Genomic DNA, 15,800 nt, shown 5'->3' with positions numbered 1-15,800 from the left:
CCACCAGGAGGAAGGGCACAGCCCTTCCTCCTGGACCTCCATCCCAGTTTTTCAAGCGTTTTTTTGCGTCAACAAAAGCCTGGACATGAAAGCCTTTGTCAGAGCTTCGCCCCGGCATGCCCATTGCTTGCTGGCATGAGCCAGCGCCATTTTTTGTCAACTTCCTGTCAACAAGGGGGAATGCCGTGGTCCGCAACACCGCAGTCGTCGTTCAGGACACCCGCTTGACTCTCCTGTCTGTGAGCGATCCATCATGAGCAACGATTTTGACACTGTTTTGGCAACCTTTCGATCCCTGATCTGCCCCATCTTCTTTATCGACGATCCGGAAACGATCACGCCCGAAACGACCGCTGCTGACGTGGAGGGGTGGGACTCATTGAGTCATACCCTGGTGATCATGGCGGTGGAAAGGGCGTTCGGTATCCGGTTTCTGGCCAGTGACACCGTGTTCGAGAATGTCGGGGAGATGGTCCAGGGCATCCTCGACCGGTTGCCGAAAGGCCGTTGATGGGGGATGTCGCTGCCGAGGGGGAGAGATGAAACCGGCGATTGTTTTCCATGGAAATTGTCAATCCCTGGCCTTTTATTCGATGGCCATCAGGGATGTGGAGTTGGTGGGGCAGTACACGTTGGCGCTGCTGCGGGTGTCCGACCCCAGTGAACCGGTTCGCCGGTACGAAATCCTCAGCACCGAACCCGTCGTCGTGGATGAACTCCTGGCCAACTGTGCCATTTTTTTGCAGCAAAAGAGTTTTTGGGACAAATCGTGCGCCTACGCCGACAAGCTGCCCGCCCATTGCCGCAAAGTGAGTTTTCCGCTCCTCTCCCACGAGTTGCTGTGGCCTTTCTACATGCTGCGCCCCTATCCGCGCCCCTATGGTCTGGAGGATAACCGGCGATGCCACGGTGATCGTATTTTTCATGGCCTGCTCAAAAAAAAACTTCCCCCCCTCGATACCTTGGCGCGCTTCATGACGACAGACATCCGTCAATTTTTGGATCTGGATCGCTCCCGTGATCTCTATTTTGACAAAATGCGCGATCTGGATCGGGAGGTGGATGTGTCGGTGGCCGGCCTGATCGAGGATCTCTTCCGCCATAAACAACTGTTCGTGGATATCACCCATCCAACCACACCTTTTTTCTATCACATGGCCGCCAGAATCTTTCAGTGTGCCGACATGTTGCGGGGGGAGATCCAACAAAACTGGGATGGACACCTTAGTTTCAGCCCGACCTTTCCGATTCATCCGCAGATCATCGACCACTACGGGATAACGTGGGTCAACCACTCGACCCGGTATGGGTTTCATGGGCCGAGGCCCTATCCAAGCAGCGTCTACGTCGAGCGCTACAACACGAAGGATGGAGATTACGGATATGTGGCCGGCCTGCGCAGGCATTTGGAACTGCCGGATGTGACGCCCTGTACCGATCTGGAAGAGGCTTTCGGGAAGATGCGCACCCTCCAGGAGGAGTTGACCTTCTGGGATGCGCTGCCGGATGGTCCCATGGCCGGGGCCGTCGCCACCTGGCGGGCCGAGTTGTTGACGGCACTGGGGGATTGTCACCAGCGTTTGGGTGCAGCGGATCAGGCTAAGGCGTTCTACCAACGGGCCTTGCAATTGGGCACGACTTTTTATCCGCTGCTTCCTTCTCTGGTGGCTTTTCTGGAACGGGAAAACCGTCACGCAGAGGCCCTGGCCCTGCTGCACGACTTCATCCACGGTCCCAACATGCACTATGGCGCCGATGAAGAGAAAGAGTTTCTGGCTGGCGCCTGCGTCCGGTGTGGCGAGGCCCTGGCGCAACGATACGGAGGGTCTGGAACTTCGGACACCCAGGCCATTTTGCAGCAGGGCATTCAAACCGTGAACGCCTGCCTCGGCAGGATCCTTGAGGTCGCCGATCGCAAACGCATGCCGCCTTTGCATAACATCCAGCATCGTCTGGGCCAGACGGGCGATCTGGCCGGTCAAACCGAACATGGATTGGCGTGGAGCTACGAAAAGTTTTAGAATCGGCAACGATGAGCCATTCCATCACCGACGCTTTGCAGGATCATGGTCGCCGGACGCCGGAAAAGATTTTTTGTCACCTGTTTCAGGAAGATAAAAACACATCTCTGACCTATGGCGTCCTGCTTGAACGTGCCCAGGCTTTTGCCGGTCTCTATCAGGCCCATGGCGCCTTGCCCGGTGAGGTCATCCCCATTTTTCTGCCCCATGGCATGGATCTCTACCCGGCCTTCCTGGGAGCCATGTTGGCAGGGTGTGTTCCCTCCTTCATGCCGCCTCTGACGGTCAAACAGGAACCGGAGATTTATTGGGAGGTCCATCGGAAATTGCTCAAACGTATCGGTGCGCGCCTGGTGGTGGCGGACCGGCGGTTGGCCGATCATGTGGATAAACTGGATTTTGGTGACGGAACGATCCTGCAACCCCAGCAGGCCGGCAGGATCTCCCATCCCACGCTTCCGGTGGCCATTGGCCCGGACGACGTGGCTTTTTTACAGCACAGTTCCGGAACGACCGGGCTGAAAAAAGGAGTTGTCCTGACCCATCGGGCGGTGTTGCGTCAGGCAGCGGTCTATGGCCGGGCGGTCGATCTGACGCCGGATGCTGTCGTGGCCAGTTGGTTGCCCCTCTACCACGACATGGGCCTGCTGGCTTGCTTCATCATTCCTTTGCTCGTTGGGGCATCCATGGTCTCTCTGGACCCTTTTGCCTGGGTCATCCGTCCCGAGAGCTTGTTTGCCGCAGTGGAGTTGCATCGAGCCACCCATGTCTGGCTGCCCAACTTTGCTTTTCACCACCTGTGCCGAACGGTGGATCCCTCCCGCTCCCCCTATGATCTCTCCAGTCTGAAGGCCATCATCAACTGCTCGGAACCTTGCAAGGCGGAGACGTTCGCGTTGTTCGCGCATACCTTCGCCTCCTGCGGTGTGTCCCGGGAAAAATTGCAGATCAGCTATGCCATGGCCGAGACGGTTTTTGCATCCACCCAGACTCCCCTGGGCAAGGTGGTGCTGCCTTTGGCGGTCGATCAACAAACCCTGGTGGAAAAACGTTGTTTTCACCCACCCCAGCCTGCCCGACCCGTCCACCATCTGATGCCGGTCGGTCCCATATTGGAGGGGCTGGAGATGCGCATTGTCGAAGGCGATACCGTCCTGGCGGATGGTCAGGTGGGGGAGGTGGCGATGCGTGGAGATTTTCTCTTCACCGGTTATTTCAAACAGCCGGAATTGAGCGCCGAACGGATCCGCAACGGTTGGTATCACTCCGGAGATCTCGGTTTCATCTGGGGCGGGGGACTCTACATCACAGGTCGCAAAGATGACTTGTTGATCATCCACGGCAAAAACATTCATGCCCACGATGTGGAGCAGGCTCTCAATCAGGTCGTCGGCATCAAGGCTGGACGGGCGGTCGCGGTGGCCAGGTTTGACCCTCTCCTGGGCAGCCACGAGTTGATCGTCATCGCCGAGACCGATGCAACCGCACCGGAACTCCACAAGAAGATCAAAAAAGAGGTTGCCGGCATCCTTGCCGCATTGTTCAACATCACCTCTGCCAAAATCAGGCTGGTGGCCCAAGGGTGGTTGGTCAAGACGACGAGCGGCAAGATCAGCCGGGAAAGGAATCTGGCAAAACTGCTGCAAAAGACAGCCCTGGTCATACTCCTGTTGACGACCTTGTTGCTGTGGTTCTCTCCCTCGCTGGCACGGGCGGAATCGGGTACTTCTGCCTGCAACTGGTTTGGGCTGACCTTGGGCTACAAGGATGTCGCATGGAACGAAATTTTGGGGAAGGGGCAGGTGGAGCAGGCCATCCACAAACATTGTCACACGATCTATTGCGGCCATGAACCCCGCATGCACCACTCCATGGTGTATGAGATCATGCCTTGCGACCATCGCTGTGTTGTTGTCAACCGGAGATATTTCCAGGACTCCTGCTTCTGAATCGATCGCTTTTTGGCTACTGTTCAGCACTCTTTGTGGTACGTTTTTCGTTTTCCTGGCGATCCTGGACCTTTGGGAAAAATTCATCAAGAATGGGCGATCATTTCCAAGCTTTCCAAGGTCACGGCGCTTTGTTCAATTCGCAGATCATTGAGCAGATTTCGACTCTGTGGGGACAGATCGAAGAGAGTCAATTGCCCGGTTCGCGCATCTCTCCTGTGCATGTGCAGTGTATTCTGGAGAGGGTTTTTTTGGCTGGCCTGAAGCGTGAAGAGGATCGTCCCGTTCAGGTGAGTGTCTCGTTTGTCGATCCCCTTGGATTCGGTGAGGCGGGGTGGTCTGGGGAGAGTGTGGTTTTCGAGTTGGCCGATCCTTTGCCTTTTACGGTCGATTCCATTGTCAAGTTGGCAGCCGCCTTTGACCCGATCACCACTGCCCTGGCCGTCAACCCGATTGCCGACAAGGAAGAGCCCCTGCACATTTGGGGAGGGGTTTTTGCCAGCATCCGTGGTCGCAACCGCTTCGATGCGCTCTCCGAGGGGTTTACCCCCCCGGATTTGTTGACCGTCTCCACCTGGAAGCCTGGATCCTTGTCGGTCTTTCGTGGTCGCAGAATCATTGCCCGTTTCAATTCCGGTCGTTTCACCCGTCCCACATCGGCCCCTTTCACCGCCAGCCTGATGGGGTGGAGTCTGCTTAAGGTGGTCAAAAACCATCCAGAATTCAGGCGTCTTGGTGTCACCTATTGGCGCACATACCGTGACCTTGTGGACCGCCTTCTGGTTGAGTCCCGCAATCGGGGACATGGCGGCACGATCATCTGGGTTCCCGAAGATCGCCTGGAGTCAGCACAAAATTTGATTTTGCCATCCACCACCATCGCCAGAATTCCGGAAGGCGTGCCCCTGGTGGCCGACTTGTGTGACATGGAGTTGCAGCGTCAGGAGGAGTCGGCCCAGCGCAAGGCTGGCAACCAGATCGCCGACTCCCGTGTCGTGGAGGAGACGATTCTGGAATGCAAGCGCCGCATCGTCGAGCATATCGAACTCCTCGCACAGATGACCCGCGTGGATGGCGCCCTGATCCTGACCGATCGTCTGCGGGTCAAATCTTTTGGCTCGCTTCTTGTCGCACCCCGCTGGTTGCGCAAGACAGTTCATGGCCCGGAAGAGGAAAATGGCCTGGCTGTGAACGTGAACCTCTCCCACTACGGAACGCGCCACAACTCCGCCGTCAATTTTATCGGCCACTGTCCTGGTTGTGTTGCGTTCGTTCTTTCCCAGGATGGACCTATCGCCGGTCTGACTCTCAAGGATGATGAGACCGTCTATTGGTGGCCGGATTGCCTGAGTCAGTTGTGGGCCATTTGAGCCGGATGAAAAACCGGGGTGGAGGTCCAGGAGGAAGGGCCGCGCCTTGAGCCGGATGAAAAACCGGGGTGGAGGTCCAGGAGGAAGGGCCGCGCCATTCCTCCTGGTGGGGTTCGGGGCTAAGCCCCGACGAAGGCTTTCATAGCCAGGTTTATTTTGGAAACGGGAGCATTCAACGCGGAGGTTGGGGAGCGCCGTTGGGCGGATAACCACCAGGAAGACCACCCTGCGCCGGCGGGCTGCCCCCACCAGGCCCATGCGAACCCTGCATTTTGGGGGAGGCGACCTGTTGGTAATCGTTGGGCAATTGGAACAGGCTGTCGGGTTGCGGACCTTCTTTGATGTGACGCAACTCCAGCAAATATTTCTGGTCGCCGCTCACACCACGGACGGCGATGCGCAAACGGGCATCGATCCATTGAGTATTGGTGACGGTTTGGCCACGAAAGGACTCACTGAACTCCCATTTTTCAGCCTGCCGTCCGCCAACATCTTCCATTCCTTTGAATTGACGCTCCATGACCGGTCCGTCCTGGGCCTCCTGGCGGACGATGATGTGGCGCTGCGGATCGACCCACATGGTCACCTGCATGGTTCGGCCCTGGATGGAACGGGTCATGACCCACTTTTCGGCAGCGATGCCGTTCACGTTGTCCACGCCGGCCTTGGTGCATTTGAGCTGGCTGGCGTTGGTGTTGCAGGGGCTGTCTGGATCCGAGGGTAACGGCTTGACATCCGGTTCAGGCGGAACCGGCGCATCGCTCACCCCTTCGTAAAACTGCTTGCTGGCCGGCATGAGGGTCCACGCCTTGTGGTTGGCAGCATCGATGATCACTGCTTTTTCCTGACCCCGATGGGATCCTTCGGCACGAATGCGCTTGTTCCCGACAAAAAGACGCCCACTGGCCTGATTGGAGGGATTGTCCTTGGCGCTCATGACGATCTCAGCCGAAAACTCACCCCCATACCAGGAACCGGCGCCGGCAGGGGCAGCGGTGACACCGACGATCAGCAGGGCCAGCGCCCCGGTAAGTTGTCTCATAAAGCGTTCTCCTTCCGTTTTATATTTTTCAAAAGCCTTTGTCAGGCCCATAGGTTCACCTTTGGCATCATAAAGGATGAGCGGCTACCGGTGCAAAGGGAAAATGGTCTTTTCACCCCGGAATGCCTTGGCCTGGGCATGGGGCTTTGCTACCCTCCACCGCAACGGTCAGAGCGGGTTTCATGGCCGTTTTGTGATCGTTTTCCATTACGAGAGGAGGCCTTGTACGGCTTCCGCCCCGGGTGGGGTCTTCCTTCACCCACTCCATCCAAGTCATCAGGAGAAAGTTTATGGCCGTCGAACGCACCTTTTCCATCATCAAACCGGATGCCGTGGCAAAAAATGTCATTGGCCAGATTGTCGCCCGTTTCGAGGCCGCTGGTTTGCGCATCGTTGCTTCCCGCATGATGCATTTGTCCCGCGAGCAGGCCGGGGCCTTTTATGCCGTACACAAAGGCCGTCCGTTCTACGATGAGTTGACCGCCTACATGAGTTCCGGCCCGATTGTGGTGCAGGTGTTGGAAGGTGAAAATGCCATCAAGAAAAACCGCGAAGTCATGGGCGCCACCGACCCGAAAAAGGCGGCTCCAGGTACCATTCGCGCCGATTTTGCCAGCGATGTCTCCGCCAACGCCGTGCATGGTTCCGATGCCCCGGAGACAGCCGCCCAGGAGATTGCCTTTTTCTTCAGCAATTTGGATCTCTGTCCTCGCTGAAGCCCGGCAGACGACGCCTGTGCTTCTTTTCGCCGATTTGCGGCATGAGTGAACCGGTTCGTCTGACCGGCTTGTCCCGTGCGGAGCTGTCCGAACTCGTCTCAGGATGGGGAGAGAAACCCTACCGGGTTCGGCAGCTCTGGTCCTGGCTCTACGTCCGTTTGGCCTCCGAATGGGATGCCATGACCGATCTGTCCAAGGATTTTCGTTCGCACCTGGCGGCAAGCTGCGGACCCCTCCGGCCCCGGCCCGTGGAACATCAGGTCGCCCGCGACGGGACCGAAAAATGGCTCCTGGAGCTTGCCGACGGCCAGGTTATCGAAACGGTCTTCATTCCTGAAGAGGGACGGGGAACCTTGTGCATCTCTTCACAGGCCGGATGCACCCTGAATTGCCCTTTTTGTCACACCGGCGCCCAGGGGTTTGCCCGCAATCTGACAACGTCGGAAATAGTCGAGCAGGTTTTGTTGTGTCGCCAGGAGTTGGCCACCCGCGACCAACGGTTGACCAATATTGTTCTCATGGGCATGGGCGAGCCCCTTTACAACTACGACGCCGTGGCCAAGGCGCTCCGCATCCTCATGGATGACTCCGGCGTGGCCATTGGTACCCGAAAAATCACCCTCTCCACCGCCGGAGTGGCGCCCCGGCTGCATGATGTGGGCCATGATCTGGGGGTCAATCTGGCCATCTCCCTCCACGCCGTGCGCGATGCGTTGCGTGATGAACTGGTGCCTCTCAATCGTAAATATGATTTGGCCGCCCTGCGCCGGGCCCTCCAGGATTATCCCCTGAAGGGGAGCCGGCGCATCACCTGGGAGTACGTGCTGCTGGCCGATGTCAATGACTCCCCCGAAGATGCCCGGGAGATGGCCCGCTATCTGCGCGGGATCCCCTCCAAAATCAACTTGATCCCCTTCAACCCCTGGCAGGGTTCCCCCTATCTTCCCGCAACGCCGGCTGCCATCTCGCGCTTTCAGGACATTCTCCATGCGGCAGGTTATGTGACGGTGATCCGGGAAAGCCGAGGCGCGGATATTGCCGCCGCATGTGGCCAGCTCAAAGGGAGGCTTCCTGGAGTCCATGCCCGGCGAACCGTGGCGGCGTTTCGGACATGACTTCTCCGGTGCGCAGATGGCTGGCTCCCGCCGCCGAGCGGCACGGGGCGCGCACCGCCGTTGTCCACGGCGATGACCGGGCGACCTACGCCGAGCTGTGGCGTGATGCCCTGGAGCTGGCCCACGCCCTGCTGCCACATCTGGACGACGACCGGCGCCGTCCAATCGCGATCGCCAGCCCCAAATCGATCGCGGCGGTGACGGCGATTCTGGCCGTGCAGTTGACCGGACGGATCTTCGTTCCGATCGACGTAAACTCCCCGCCGGAGCGGCAGGCCCTGATGCGGCGGCGGCTGGGAGAACCCCACTGGCTGGAACCTGCTGCCGACGGTGGATTTCTGCTCGACGGCGCCCTCCTGCCGCTCGATGACGACGTGGCGGCGCTCGACGACGGTGCCCTGGCCGGACTTCTGGTCGAATGGGCCCCGCAACCGCAGCCCGGGGATCCCCTCTACATTCTCTTCACCTCCGGCACCACCGGGATTCCCAGGGGGGTGACCATTCACCACGCCGCGGCGATCAACTACATCGAATGGGCGGTGGCGACCTTCGAGATCGACTGTGACGAGGTGATCGGCAACCAGTCCCCGATGTTTTTCGATCACTTCATCTTCGATCTCTTCGTTACCCTGGCGACCGGCTGTGTCCTGCATCTGATTCCGGAGCGCTGTTTTCGCTTTCCCGGGGAACTGGCCGCCTACCTGCTCGAACGGCGCATCACCCTGACCTTCTTCGTGCCAGCGGTCTACAGGGCGCTGGAGGCGTTCGACCTGCTCGACGTCGAGGACGACCTGCCCCGCAAGATGTTGTTCGCCGGCGAGGCGATGCCCTTGAAGACCATTCGGTGGCTGCGGCGCCGTCGGCCCAGGGCGCTGCTCGCCAATCTCTACGGACCGGCGGAAGCGACGGTGGATGTCACCTGCTGGATCTTCGGGGACGAGCTGGCGACATTGACGGAAACTCCCATCGGCAAGCCCTGCGCGGACGCACGGATTCTGTTGGTGGATGACGATCGGAATCTTCTGACCGGCGCCGGCAAGGTCGGCGAGATCGCCATAGGCGGCCCCGGGGTCGGCCTTGGCTATTGGAACGACATGCAGGCCACCCGACGGGTCTTCGTCCAAAACCCGGAGCATGATGCCTATCGGGAGACGTTCTATCTGACCGGGGATCTGGGATATCGGTCCGAGGCGGACGGGCTGCTCTATCTGGTGGGGCGCAAGGATCGCCAGTTCAAGCACCTCGGGCAGAGGATCGAGGCCGGCGAAATCGAACACGCAGTTCTGGAGATTCCCGGGACGGAGCGATGCATCATCCGCTACGATGACGACCGGCGCCGGATCGTGGCCTTCATTGCCCGTTCGGAGCCCCTCGGGGCTGTCGCATGGCGCCGTCGGCTCGGGGATCGCTTGCCGCCCTACATGATTCCTGGCGTCACCATGGAGTGGACCGACTTTCCAAAGTTGCCGAACGGAAAGACCGACCATGGTCGCCTCTGGAAGGCGTATCAGGACGCGCACCAAGGCGAAACCCGCCTCGGCGCCGATGCGGAAAAGGGGGTCGCACAGTGAACATGACCGACGACGGGGCCCGCGTCGCGGAACGCATCCGGGCGCGACTGCTGACCGATTTTCCCCCTTCCCAGGGCAAATTGGACGATGACGACGATCTCCTGGAGGAGGTGTTCGTCGACTCCATGCGGATTCTTGAGGCCTCGATGTTTCTGGAGTTCGAGTTCGGCATCTCGCTCACCCGTCAGGACATCACGGGGGACAACTTCCAGACCATCGCCGCCATGACGGCGATGGTGATCCGCCGTTCGTCCGCAGACCGATAGACCCATGACAAACATGCTGCGAACCTCGTCGACGACCGACGCCGATCGGAAACGGCATGATGTCCATCGGCACTGGGTTCCCCTGGTGGTTTTCGCCACGTTCTGCCTCTACGCCTATCTCTTCACCTTTGCCTGGCAGGATCTGCTCGATCTGCCGTTGCCCGGCGAGGCGGCCCAGGCGGCGGGTTGGACCCCCGAGCGGGTTTTCGACGAGGACCGCAACGTCGATTCCAAAATCGTCATCCCCTTCACGCAGCGTTTCAGCGACAACGAAGCCGAACGGTTGGCTCTCTATCTGGTCGTTCTGGCGGCCTTTCTCTCGGCCTACTATCTGCCGTTGGCGTTCAAGCGCCCGGCGCTGGCGGCGTGGACGATCATCGGATTGTCGCTTCTCTACGGTGGTCCGGTCGCGGCGGGGGTGTGTCTCTTGCATCTGGTCGTCTTTCTGCTTCTGCACCCGCCCGGGTCCAAAACCGTCGCGCTCTGCTACGGCGCCGCGGCGGGCGCTCTGGGGTTGTTCGCCTTGCCGGGGATCGACTCCTACTGGATGGGGATGGCGACGGTCGGATCAAGCGCCTTGGGTTATCGGTTCGTCGTTCAGCCCCTGTTGCGGGTCCGGTTTCTCGCCGAGGCACTGCGCTGGATCGCCGTGCAGTCGGCACTTTTGTTCACTTTCGGCGCTGCGATTACGTCCTGGTGGCTCGGATGGAAGGCGTGGAAGCTTCCGGTCGCGCTGCTGCTCTTCTTCCTCCAGTGGCAGCGGTTGATCCTGTACCACATCGATTACAAGGATGGCCGCATCCCGGCGGATGCGGGCTTGACCGGCTATCTGACGGTGTTCTTCTCGCCGGCGGTCATCCCCAGTCCGGAATGGAATTCGATGGTCGGCCAGGGCTACGCCTATGTGCATGATCTCTTCCTCCGCCGCGAAAAGAACGCCATCGTTCTGAACGGCGTGCGACTGTTGCTGGTCGCGCTGCTCTATCTGATGCTGGGAGAGTGGATCCGGCATCTGCTGATCGATCTCTTCACGGCCCACGGCGTCGATGTTCATCGGGGCAGCATCGTCTCGATGATCCGTGCTCATCTGGACGGCGAAAGGATCGGCACGACCTCCGTTCTGGTGACGACGGGGCTCGATCTGGTGCGTTGGACGATCATCTTCGCCAGCATCGATCACTTCCGGGTCGGTTTGTGGCGGCTCTTCGGCTTCGACATGGACCCCAATTTCAACAAGCCCTGGATGGCGACCAATCTGGTGGCATTCTGGCGCCGCTACACCTTCCATTATCGGGAGTTCCTGGTTCGGGCCTTCTTCTATCCGGTCTTTTTCCAAAGTCGCCGCCTCGGTGTGATCGCCCGGCTGGTGTTGGCGACGATGGCGGCGCTGTTCGTCGGCAACATGGTGTGGGGCCACATGATCGAGACCTTCTTCGGAAAGGGGCTCAAGATAGGGGTTCTGGACTACTACGTCCTCTCGTGGCCCTATTTTCTGCTGCTCGGGCTCGGGGTGGCGGCGGCGGAGATCCGCATCCTGAAAAAACCCAAGGGGACGAGAGCCCGGCGCCCATGGACTCTGGACCGATGGCTGCCGTTCGATCTGGCGTCGATGTACGTCACCGTCCAGTTTTACGCCCTGATCCACATTTTCATCTTCCCCGCCCGAGGCGCCACGCTATCCGACCTCTGGGAGCTGTTTCTGATCGGCATCGGCATTCGATTTTGACGGCTGTTCTTCAAGCGCGAAGGCGTAGGCGAAGTGGATGGTCGCCAGCAGGGATGCGGCCAGTTGCTCCATCAACTCCTCCAGCCCCGTCAGCACCCGATAATGGTTCCAGACCTCCAGCGAGAAGGCGCCGTGGCCGCTCAACAGGGCGGCCTCTTCGGTCTCAAGCGTCAAGGCGCCAGCCAACAGGGCGATGGCCAGACCGCCGCCAGCCATCAGCAGGGGACGCGAACGGAGGCGCGTCCAGTAGAAAGAGAGCGTATAAACTGCCAGCGCCATCAGCAGCGGCGATGCCAGCAATCCCCAGAGCAGCGCATCCGCAGTGACGTCGGTCATGAACGCCCTGCGCAACAGGCCCCCCAGGGGGCTGTTCATGATCCACTCGATCGCGTGTTCGTGAAACTGGGCGGTCTCGTCCGCCGACATGAACAGCATCAGCAAGCTGATTGCGAGCCAAGCGGCCCGAAAACGCAGACCGAGACCGGCGCGGCGTTCTCCCAGAAAACAGAGCGCCGCCGCCAACGCCGCCACACTGAACTTGCAACTGGAGAACCAGGTGGGCAGGTTGCCCTCCTTGTCGAGGTCGAAAATGGCTCCGAATGTGTCGTGGCCTCCCAAAACGAGGTGCAGGCCGAGAATCAGAAGATCTCCCAGGACAAAACAGGCGAGAATGTATGCGGCCTTGCGCCCCGGGCTCATGGCGTCGAACCGGTGCGTGTGATCGGTCATGGTGGATTCGGTCATCGTGATTCTACTCCCTTAGGTATCCCGCTTCCTTGAGGGCGCGGCGCATGCGTTCGTCGGGTGCGCGGCGCGTCGATGCAAAGTCGATTGGGGTCAGGCCGCCCTCCCAGGCCGTGAGCCTCGATGCGAGATGTCTGCCCACCTCCGGACGTTCCAGCCACAGATTGCGCGTCTCCCGGGGATCCTCCCGCATGTCGTAGAGCGTCCAGCCGACCGGATCGTTTTCGCTGCCCTGGCGACGGATGAGCTTCCAACGGTCGGTTCGCACACCGACGAAGATCTCCTTGTCGGGCCTGTCCTGGAAGAAGACCGCCCGACGGCTGCGCACCGGAGGCGTGTTCGACATCCAGGGACGCAGGGAGATGCCCGGAACGGGCTTTTCAACCGGCAGGTTCAGCAGATCCAGCACGGTGGGAAAGAGATCCACGGAAGAGGTGAGGAGATCGATGCGTCCTGTCACCGGGGGCGACGACCCCCGGGCTGGCTTGATGACCAGCGGGATCCTTGCACTGGGTTCGAAATAGTGCCCCGTGTGCCCCGGCATGACCTTGACGCCGTTCCGGTAGCCGTAATCGAAGAGGATTTCGCCATGGTCCGCCATGGCCACTATCACGGTGTCATCATAGGCGCCCAGGGCACGCAGTTTCTCCATGAACGTGCCGATCATGTCGTCCACGAAGCGGATCTCGCCGTCATAGAGAGCGATGATTTCGCGGATGACGTGTGGATCCCTCAGGCGATCTCTCTTGAAGGCGGTCCAGATGTCGTCGATGCAGCGAACATCGAAGGCCCCGAGACCGGGGCGGGTTTTGGTCCTGGGGATGTCGAGAAACAGTCCGTCGTAGGGGGGTGGGGGGTCGTAGCTTTCGTGGATGTTCTGGAAGTGGAACCACATGAAGAACGGTCGGCGCCTGTCGCCCGCTTCGCCCCAGGCATCCACCCAGCGCATGGCGGCGTCGAAGCCACGCCGGTCCACCACCATGGCGTCGCGGTCGTGGTCGTGGCTGGGTACCTCGTGGTGGGCGAAGGTTTGGAATCCCTGATCCAGTCCGGAGTCCCGCCCCAGGGCGTGATACCCGACGAATCCGGCGGTTCGGTAGTCATCGCGGGCCAGTCGTTCGGCCAGGGTGAGATTGCGTTCAGACAGGACTTCGCCATTGTTCTCCAGGCCGTGTTGGCGGGGATAGAGCCCGGTGAACATGCTGGCGTGCGACGGAGCCGAATTGGTCGAGACGGTATAGGCCCGGTCGAAGACAAAACCGTCCCGGGCCATGCGGGCCAGGTTGGGGCTGGTCTCCCGGTCGTATCCGTAAAGCGACAGATGATCGGCCCGGGCGGTGTCGAGGGTCAGAAACAGAAGGTTGGCTCTGCCGGACGGCGTGGCGGCGTCCTCGATGGCGCATTCCAGAACCCGGCCCCACGACAGCAGGAATAGGCATGCCGCCGCCGTCAGCGCCACGACGAACGTCGCGATTGCGACGAGGCTTCGACGTCCATCCAAGTTGATCATGAGCACCCCTCCTGGTTCGGAAGGATACCATCCGGGGGTCTTGGAGTTCATCTGCCTTTCTTGCGGTTCTGTCGCATATTTTATCCGCTGAATTCCATGACCTCCGGATGGTATCCTTTTCTCTCGGACACCGTGACCCGCGGAGATCTGGAGGATCTTTACAACCGAGTGTAATTGCGACAGAACCGGCCCGGATACGTTTCCAGATGCGTTTACCAAAACTCGTAACGAGAATGGGATGGCGTGGCCCGGCCTGGGGCATGGGGGTGCTTATGCTGCTGGCGATGGCGCTTCTGTTTCGGTTCAGCTTCGTCACCGACCTCTTCTACAGTGCCATGGTCCGCGACCCGCCACGGCAGGCGCCGCCGGGCAAGGTGATGGTCGCCCCGGCGGACGGGACGGTGCTCTACGTCAAGCCCGTCGAAGCGGGGGTGATCCCGGAGATGGTCAAGCGGGGAGTTGCCGTCCCCATCGCCGACCATCTGAAAACCGATCCCGCCGACCCGCCGTTCTCCGGTTTCCTGATCGGTATCTATATGGCCAGCCACGGCGTACACATCAACCGAGCCCCGATCGCGAGCCGGACGGTGCAGATCAGCGTCCACAATGGTCCCCATATGAACATGACCGGTGCCGAGGCCCGAATCATTCTGACCCAGTTGATTCCGGGGTGGATCACGCTGAAGAAGCTGTTGGGGTTACCCCCCTTCGCCATCGAGGCGAACGCCGACTACATTCTCAAGAGTGCGCGGGAGACCATTCGATTTGTGGATGTGCGCCACCGCCGCGTGTTCGTGGTGCGCATCGCGGACTACTTCGTCGGCAGGATCCTGACCTGGATTCAAGAGGGGGAGCAGGTGGTGACCGGGCAGAAACTCGGCATGATCTCATGGGGATCGCAAACCGATCTTCTCATCGAGTCGAGTCCGGGCCTCCGGATCGAGGCTGAAGTGGGGGACTACGTCTACGGCGGTGAGACGGTGCTGGCGACCTATGAATAAATCGGATCTCCTTCTGGCTGCGCTCTATCTGGCCCTTGCGGCGCTCTTTGTCATGCATCACCGCGTTCTGTTGCAGAGCGCCGAGCTGCTGTTTTGCTATTTTCAAGGGTACACCAGCAGCGAAGGCGAACCCGAACGTCTCCTGGAGGAGGCCGAGGAGGCATTCGTGGAGCGGCATGATCCGGCAACCGCCGAACGGGCGGCCCGCCGCGTTCTGGACATGGATCCGCAATATTTCGAGGCCTATGTGCTGCTGACCGACATTCTCGTCGATCGTGGCCGGAAGGATGAGGCGATCCACACCCTCGGACGGGGTGTCGCCTTCGATCCGACCCGTTTCGAAGCGACGTCTCGTCTGGCGAATCTCATGAACGAAGCGGGGCGGCATGAGGAGGCCTGTGCCCTTCTCAAGGGGGCCTGGCGATTCTTCCTCCGCGCCGAGCGTGATCACCGGCTCCCCTCTCTCTCCCCGAAGGAGCGCGCCGGCGTCTCTGGGCGGGCCTTCGCGAAAAGCCAGCGCGTGTGGCAGGGGTTCAATTTCGGGCGGGCGGTCATGGAGGGCCGTCATCGGTATCTTTGCCAATCTCCGTGAAGAAGGATCGGGCGATGGGTTGGACGAAACCGGACACATGCCGGGGATTGGATGAAACAGCAGGAGGAAAGCGACAACGCCGACGATGAGGTCTGGAATGACATAAACTTTCTGGCGCAAGCAGCCAGAGTTGGTGAAGATATGGAGAATCAAAATGTCCGAAACCGTGACTGT

At 60.0% G+C, this 15,800-nt stretch carries 14 protein-coding genes; 11 read left to right on the top strand and 3 right to left on the bottom strand.

Annotated features, from left to right (window positions below; translation table 11 throughout):
• The first annotated feature begins 253 nt into the window (after nucleotides 1-253).
• The 4 genes from HQL63_04495 to HQL63_04480 all read left to right on the top strand — a co-directional run bounded on the left by HQL63_04495 (nucleotide 254) and on the right by HQL63_04480 (nucleotide 5,340).
• Nucleotides 254-511, top strand: coding sequence for an acyl carrier protein (locus HQL63_04495; GenBank protein ID MBF0176093.1), 258 nt, complete (start codon nucleotides 254-256; stop codon nucleotides 509-511).
• A gap of 28 nt (nucleotides 512-539) precedes the next feature.
• Nucleotides 540-2,021, top strand: coding sequence for a hypothetical protein (locus HQL63_04490; protein ID MBF0176092.1), 1,482 nt, complete (start codon nucleotides 540-542; stop codon nucleotides 2,019-2,021).
• A gap of 11 nt (nucleotides 2,022-2,032) precedes the next feature.
• Nucleotides 2,033-3,970 carry an AMP-binding protein gene (locus HQL63_04485; protein ID MBF0176091.1) on the top strand — a complete coding sequence of 646 codons (1,938 nt, stop codon included), beginning with the start codon at nucleotides 2,033-2,035 and terminating at the stop codon, nucleotides 3,968-3,970.
• A 92-nt stretch (nucleotides 3,971-4,062) separates the two neighbouring features.
• The gene (locus HQL63_04480) at nucleotides 4,063-5,340 is read left to right on the top strand and encodes a hypothetical protein (GenBank protein ID MBF0176090.1); all 1,278 of its coding nucleotides are present in this window, start codon (nucleotides 4,063-4,065) and stop codon (nucleotides 5,338-5,340) included.
• A 172-nt stretch (nucleotides 5,341-5,512) separates the two neighbouring features.
• On the opposite strand, the gene HQL63_04475 is transcribed toward HQL63_04480, so the two are convergent.
• Nucleotides 5,513-6,382 carry a hypothetical protein gene (locus tag HQL63_04475; GenBank protein ID MBF0176089.1) on the bottom strand — a complete coding sequence of 290 codons (870 nt, stop codon included), beginning with the start codon at nucleotides 6,380-6,382 and terminating at the stop codon, nucleotides 5,513-5,515.
• 290 nt (nucleotides 6,383-6,672) lie between these two features.
• Between HQL63_04475 and ndk the strand changes: the two genes are divergently transcribed.
• The 5 genes from ndk to HQL63_04450 are packed head-to-tail and all read left to right on the top strand — an operon-like array spanning nucleotide 6,673 to nucleotide 11,779.
• The gene (gene ndk, locus HQL63_04470; GenBank protein MBF0176088.1) at nucleotides 6,673-7,098 is read left to right on the top strand and encodes a nucleoside-diphosphate kinase; all 426 of its coding nucleotides are present in this window, start codon (nucleotides 6,673-6,675) and stop codon (nucleotides 7,096-7,098) included.
• A 44-nt stretch (nucleotides 7,099-7,142) separates the two neighbouring features.
• The gene (gene rlmN / locus HQL63_04465) at nucleotides 7,143-8,216 is read left to right on the top strand and encodes a 23S rRNA (adenine(2503)-C(2))-methyltransferase RlmN (GenBank protein ID MBF0176087.1); all 1,074 of its coding nucleotides are present in this window, start codon (nucleotides 7,143-7,145) and stop codon (nucleotides 8,214-8,216) included.
• Nucleotides 8,213-9,787, top strand: coding sequence for an amino acid adenylation domain-containing protein (locus HQL63_04460; GenBank protein MBF0176086.1), 1,575 nt, complete (start codon nucleotides 8,213-8,215; stop codon nucleotides 9,785-9,787). Before rlmN ends, HQL63_04460 begins: the two co-directional genes overlap by 4 nt.
• 2 nt (nucleotides 9,788-9,789) lie before the next feature.
• Complete coding sequence (locus HQL63_04455) at nucleotides 9,790-10,053, top strand: acyl carrier protein (GenBank protein MBF0176085.1); 264 nt, start codon at nucleotides 9,790-9,792, stop codon at nucleotides 10,051-10,053.
• Nucleotides 10,054-10,057: 4 nt separating this feature from the next.
• Nucleotides 10,058-11,779 carry a hypothetical protein gene (locus tag HQL63_04450; GenBank protein MBF0176084.1) on the top strand — a complete coding sequence of 574 codons (1,722 nt, stop codon included), beginning with the start codon at nucleotides 10,058-10,060 and terminating at the stop codon, nucleotides 11,777-11,779.
• Here the strand turns inward: HQL63_04450 and HQL63_04445 are convergent.
• Together HQL63_04445 and HQL63_04440 are read right to left on the bottom strand one after the other, a co-directional pair.
• Nucleotides 11,729-12,523 carry a hypothetical protein gene (locus tag HQL63_04445; GenBank protein MBF0176083.1) on the bottom strand — a complete coding sequence of 265 codons (795 nt, stop codon included), beginning with the start codon at nucleotides 12,521-12,523 and terminating at the stop codon, nucleotides 11,729-11,731. The genes HQL63_04450 and HQL63_04445 overlap by 51 nt on opposite strands.
• 7 nt (nucleotides 12,524-12,530) lie before the next feature.
• Nucleotides 12,531-14,033, bottom strand: coding sequence for a sulfatase (locus HQL63_04440; GenBank protein ID MBF0176082.1), 1,503 nt, complete (start codon nucleotides 14,031-14,033; stop codon nucleotides 12,531-12,533).
• A gap of 272 nt (nucleotides 14,034-14,305) precedes the next feature.
• On the opposite strand from HQL63_04440, the gene HQL63_04435 reads away from it, so the two are divergent.
• Together HQL63_04435 and HQL63_04430 are read left to right on the top strand one after the other, a co-directional pair.
• Nucleotides 14,306-15,034: a phosphatidylserine decarboxylase gene (locus tag HQL63_04435; GenBank protein ID MBF0176081.1), complete on the top strand. Its 729-nt coding sequence runs from the start codon at nucleotides 14,306-14,308 to the stop codon at nucleotides 15,032-15,034.
• Entirely contained in the window at nucleotides 15,027-15,626 is a 600-nt protein-coding gene (locus HQL63_04430; protein ID MBF0176080.1) for a tetratricopeptide repeat protein, read from the top strand. The genes HQL63_04435 and HQL63_04430 overlap by 8 nt, the downstream gene beginning before the upstream one ends.
• Nucleotides 15,627-15,800: the final 174 nt, after the last annotated feature.

The sequence above is a fragment of the Magnetococcales bacterium genome (assembly GCA_015231175.1).
In the GTDB taxonomy this organism is placed as follows: domain Bacteria; phylum Pseudomonadota; class Magnetococcia; order Magnetococcales; family DC0425bin3; genus HA3dbin3.
This window is presented reverse-complemented; position numbering and strand designations above follow the sequence as displayed.

Excerpts from the sequence above, each read along its gene's own strand:
- HQL63_04495 (MBF0176093.1), top strand. The coding sequence starts at position 254 with ATGAGCAACGATTTTGACACTGTTTTGGCAACCTTTCGATCCCTGATC.
- HQL63_04490 (MBF0176092.1), top strand. The coding sequence starts at position 540 with ATGAAACCGGCGATTGTTTTCCATGGAAATTGTCAATCCCTGGCCTTT.
- HQL63_04485 (MBF0176091.1), top strand. The coding sequence starts at position 2,033 with ATGAGCCATTCCATCACCGACGCTTTGCAGGATCATGGTCGCCGGACG.
- HQL63_04480 (MBF0176090.1), top strand. The coding sequence starts at position 4,063 with ATGGGCGATCATTTCCAAGCTTTCCAAGGTCACGGCGCTTTGTTCAAT.
- HQL63_04475 (MBF0176089.1), bottom strand. The coding sequence starts at position 6,382 with ATGAGACAACTTACCGGGGCGCTGGCCCTGCTGATCGTCGGTGTCACC.
- ndk (MBF0176088.1), top strand. The coding sequence starts at position 6,673 with ATGGCCGTCGAACGCACCTTTTCCATCATCAAACCGGATGCCGTGGCA.
- rlmN (MBF0176087.1), top strand. The coding sequence starts at position 7,143 with ATGAGTGAACCGGTTCGTCTGACCGGCTTGTCCCGTGCGGAGCTGTCC.
- HQL63_04460 (MBF0176086.1), top strand. The coding sequence starts at position 8,213 with ATGACTTCTCCGGTGCGCAGATGGCTGGCTCCCGCCGCCGAGCGGCAC.
- HQL63_04455 (MBF0176085.1), top strand. The coding sequence starts at position 9,790 with ATGACCGACGACGGGGCCCGCGTCGCGGAACGCATCCGGGCGCGACTG.
- HQL63_04450 (MBF0176084.1), top strand. The coding sequence starts at position 10,058 with ATGACAAACATGCTGCGAACCTCGTCGACGACCGACGCCGATCGGAAA.
- HQL63_04445 (MBF0176083.1), bottom strand. The coding sequence starts at position 12,523 with ATGACCGAATCCACCATGACCGATCACACGCACCGGTTCGACGCCATG.
- HQL63_04440 (MBF0176082.1), bottom strand. The coding sequence starts at position 14,033 with ATGATCAACTTGGATGGACGTCGAAGCCTCGTCGCAATCGCGACGTTC.
- HQL63_04435 (MBF0176081.1), top strand. The coding sequence starts at position 14,306 with ATGCTGCTGGCGATGGCGCTTCTGTTTCGGTTCAGCTTCGTCACCGAC.
- HQL63_04430 (MBF0176080.1), top strand. The coding sequence starts at position 15,027 with ATGAATAAATCGGATCTCCTTCTGGCTGCGCTCTATCTGGCCCTTGCG.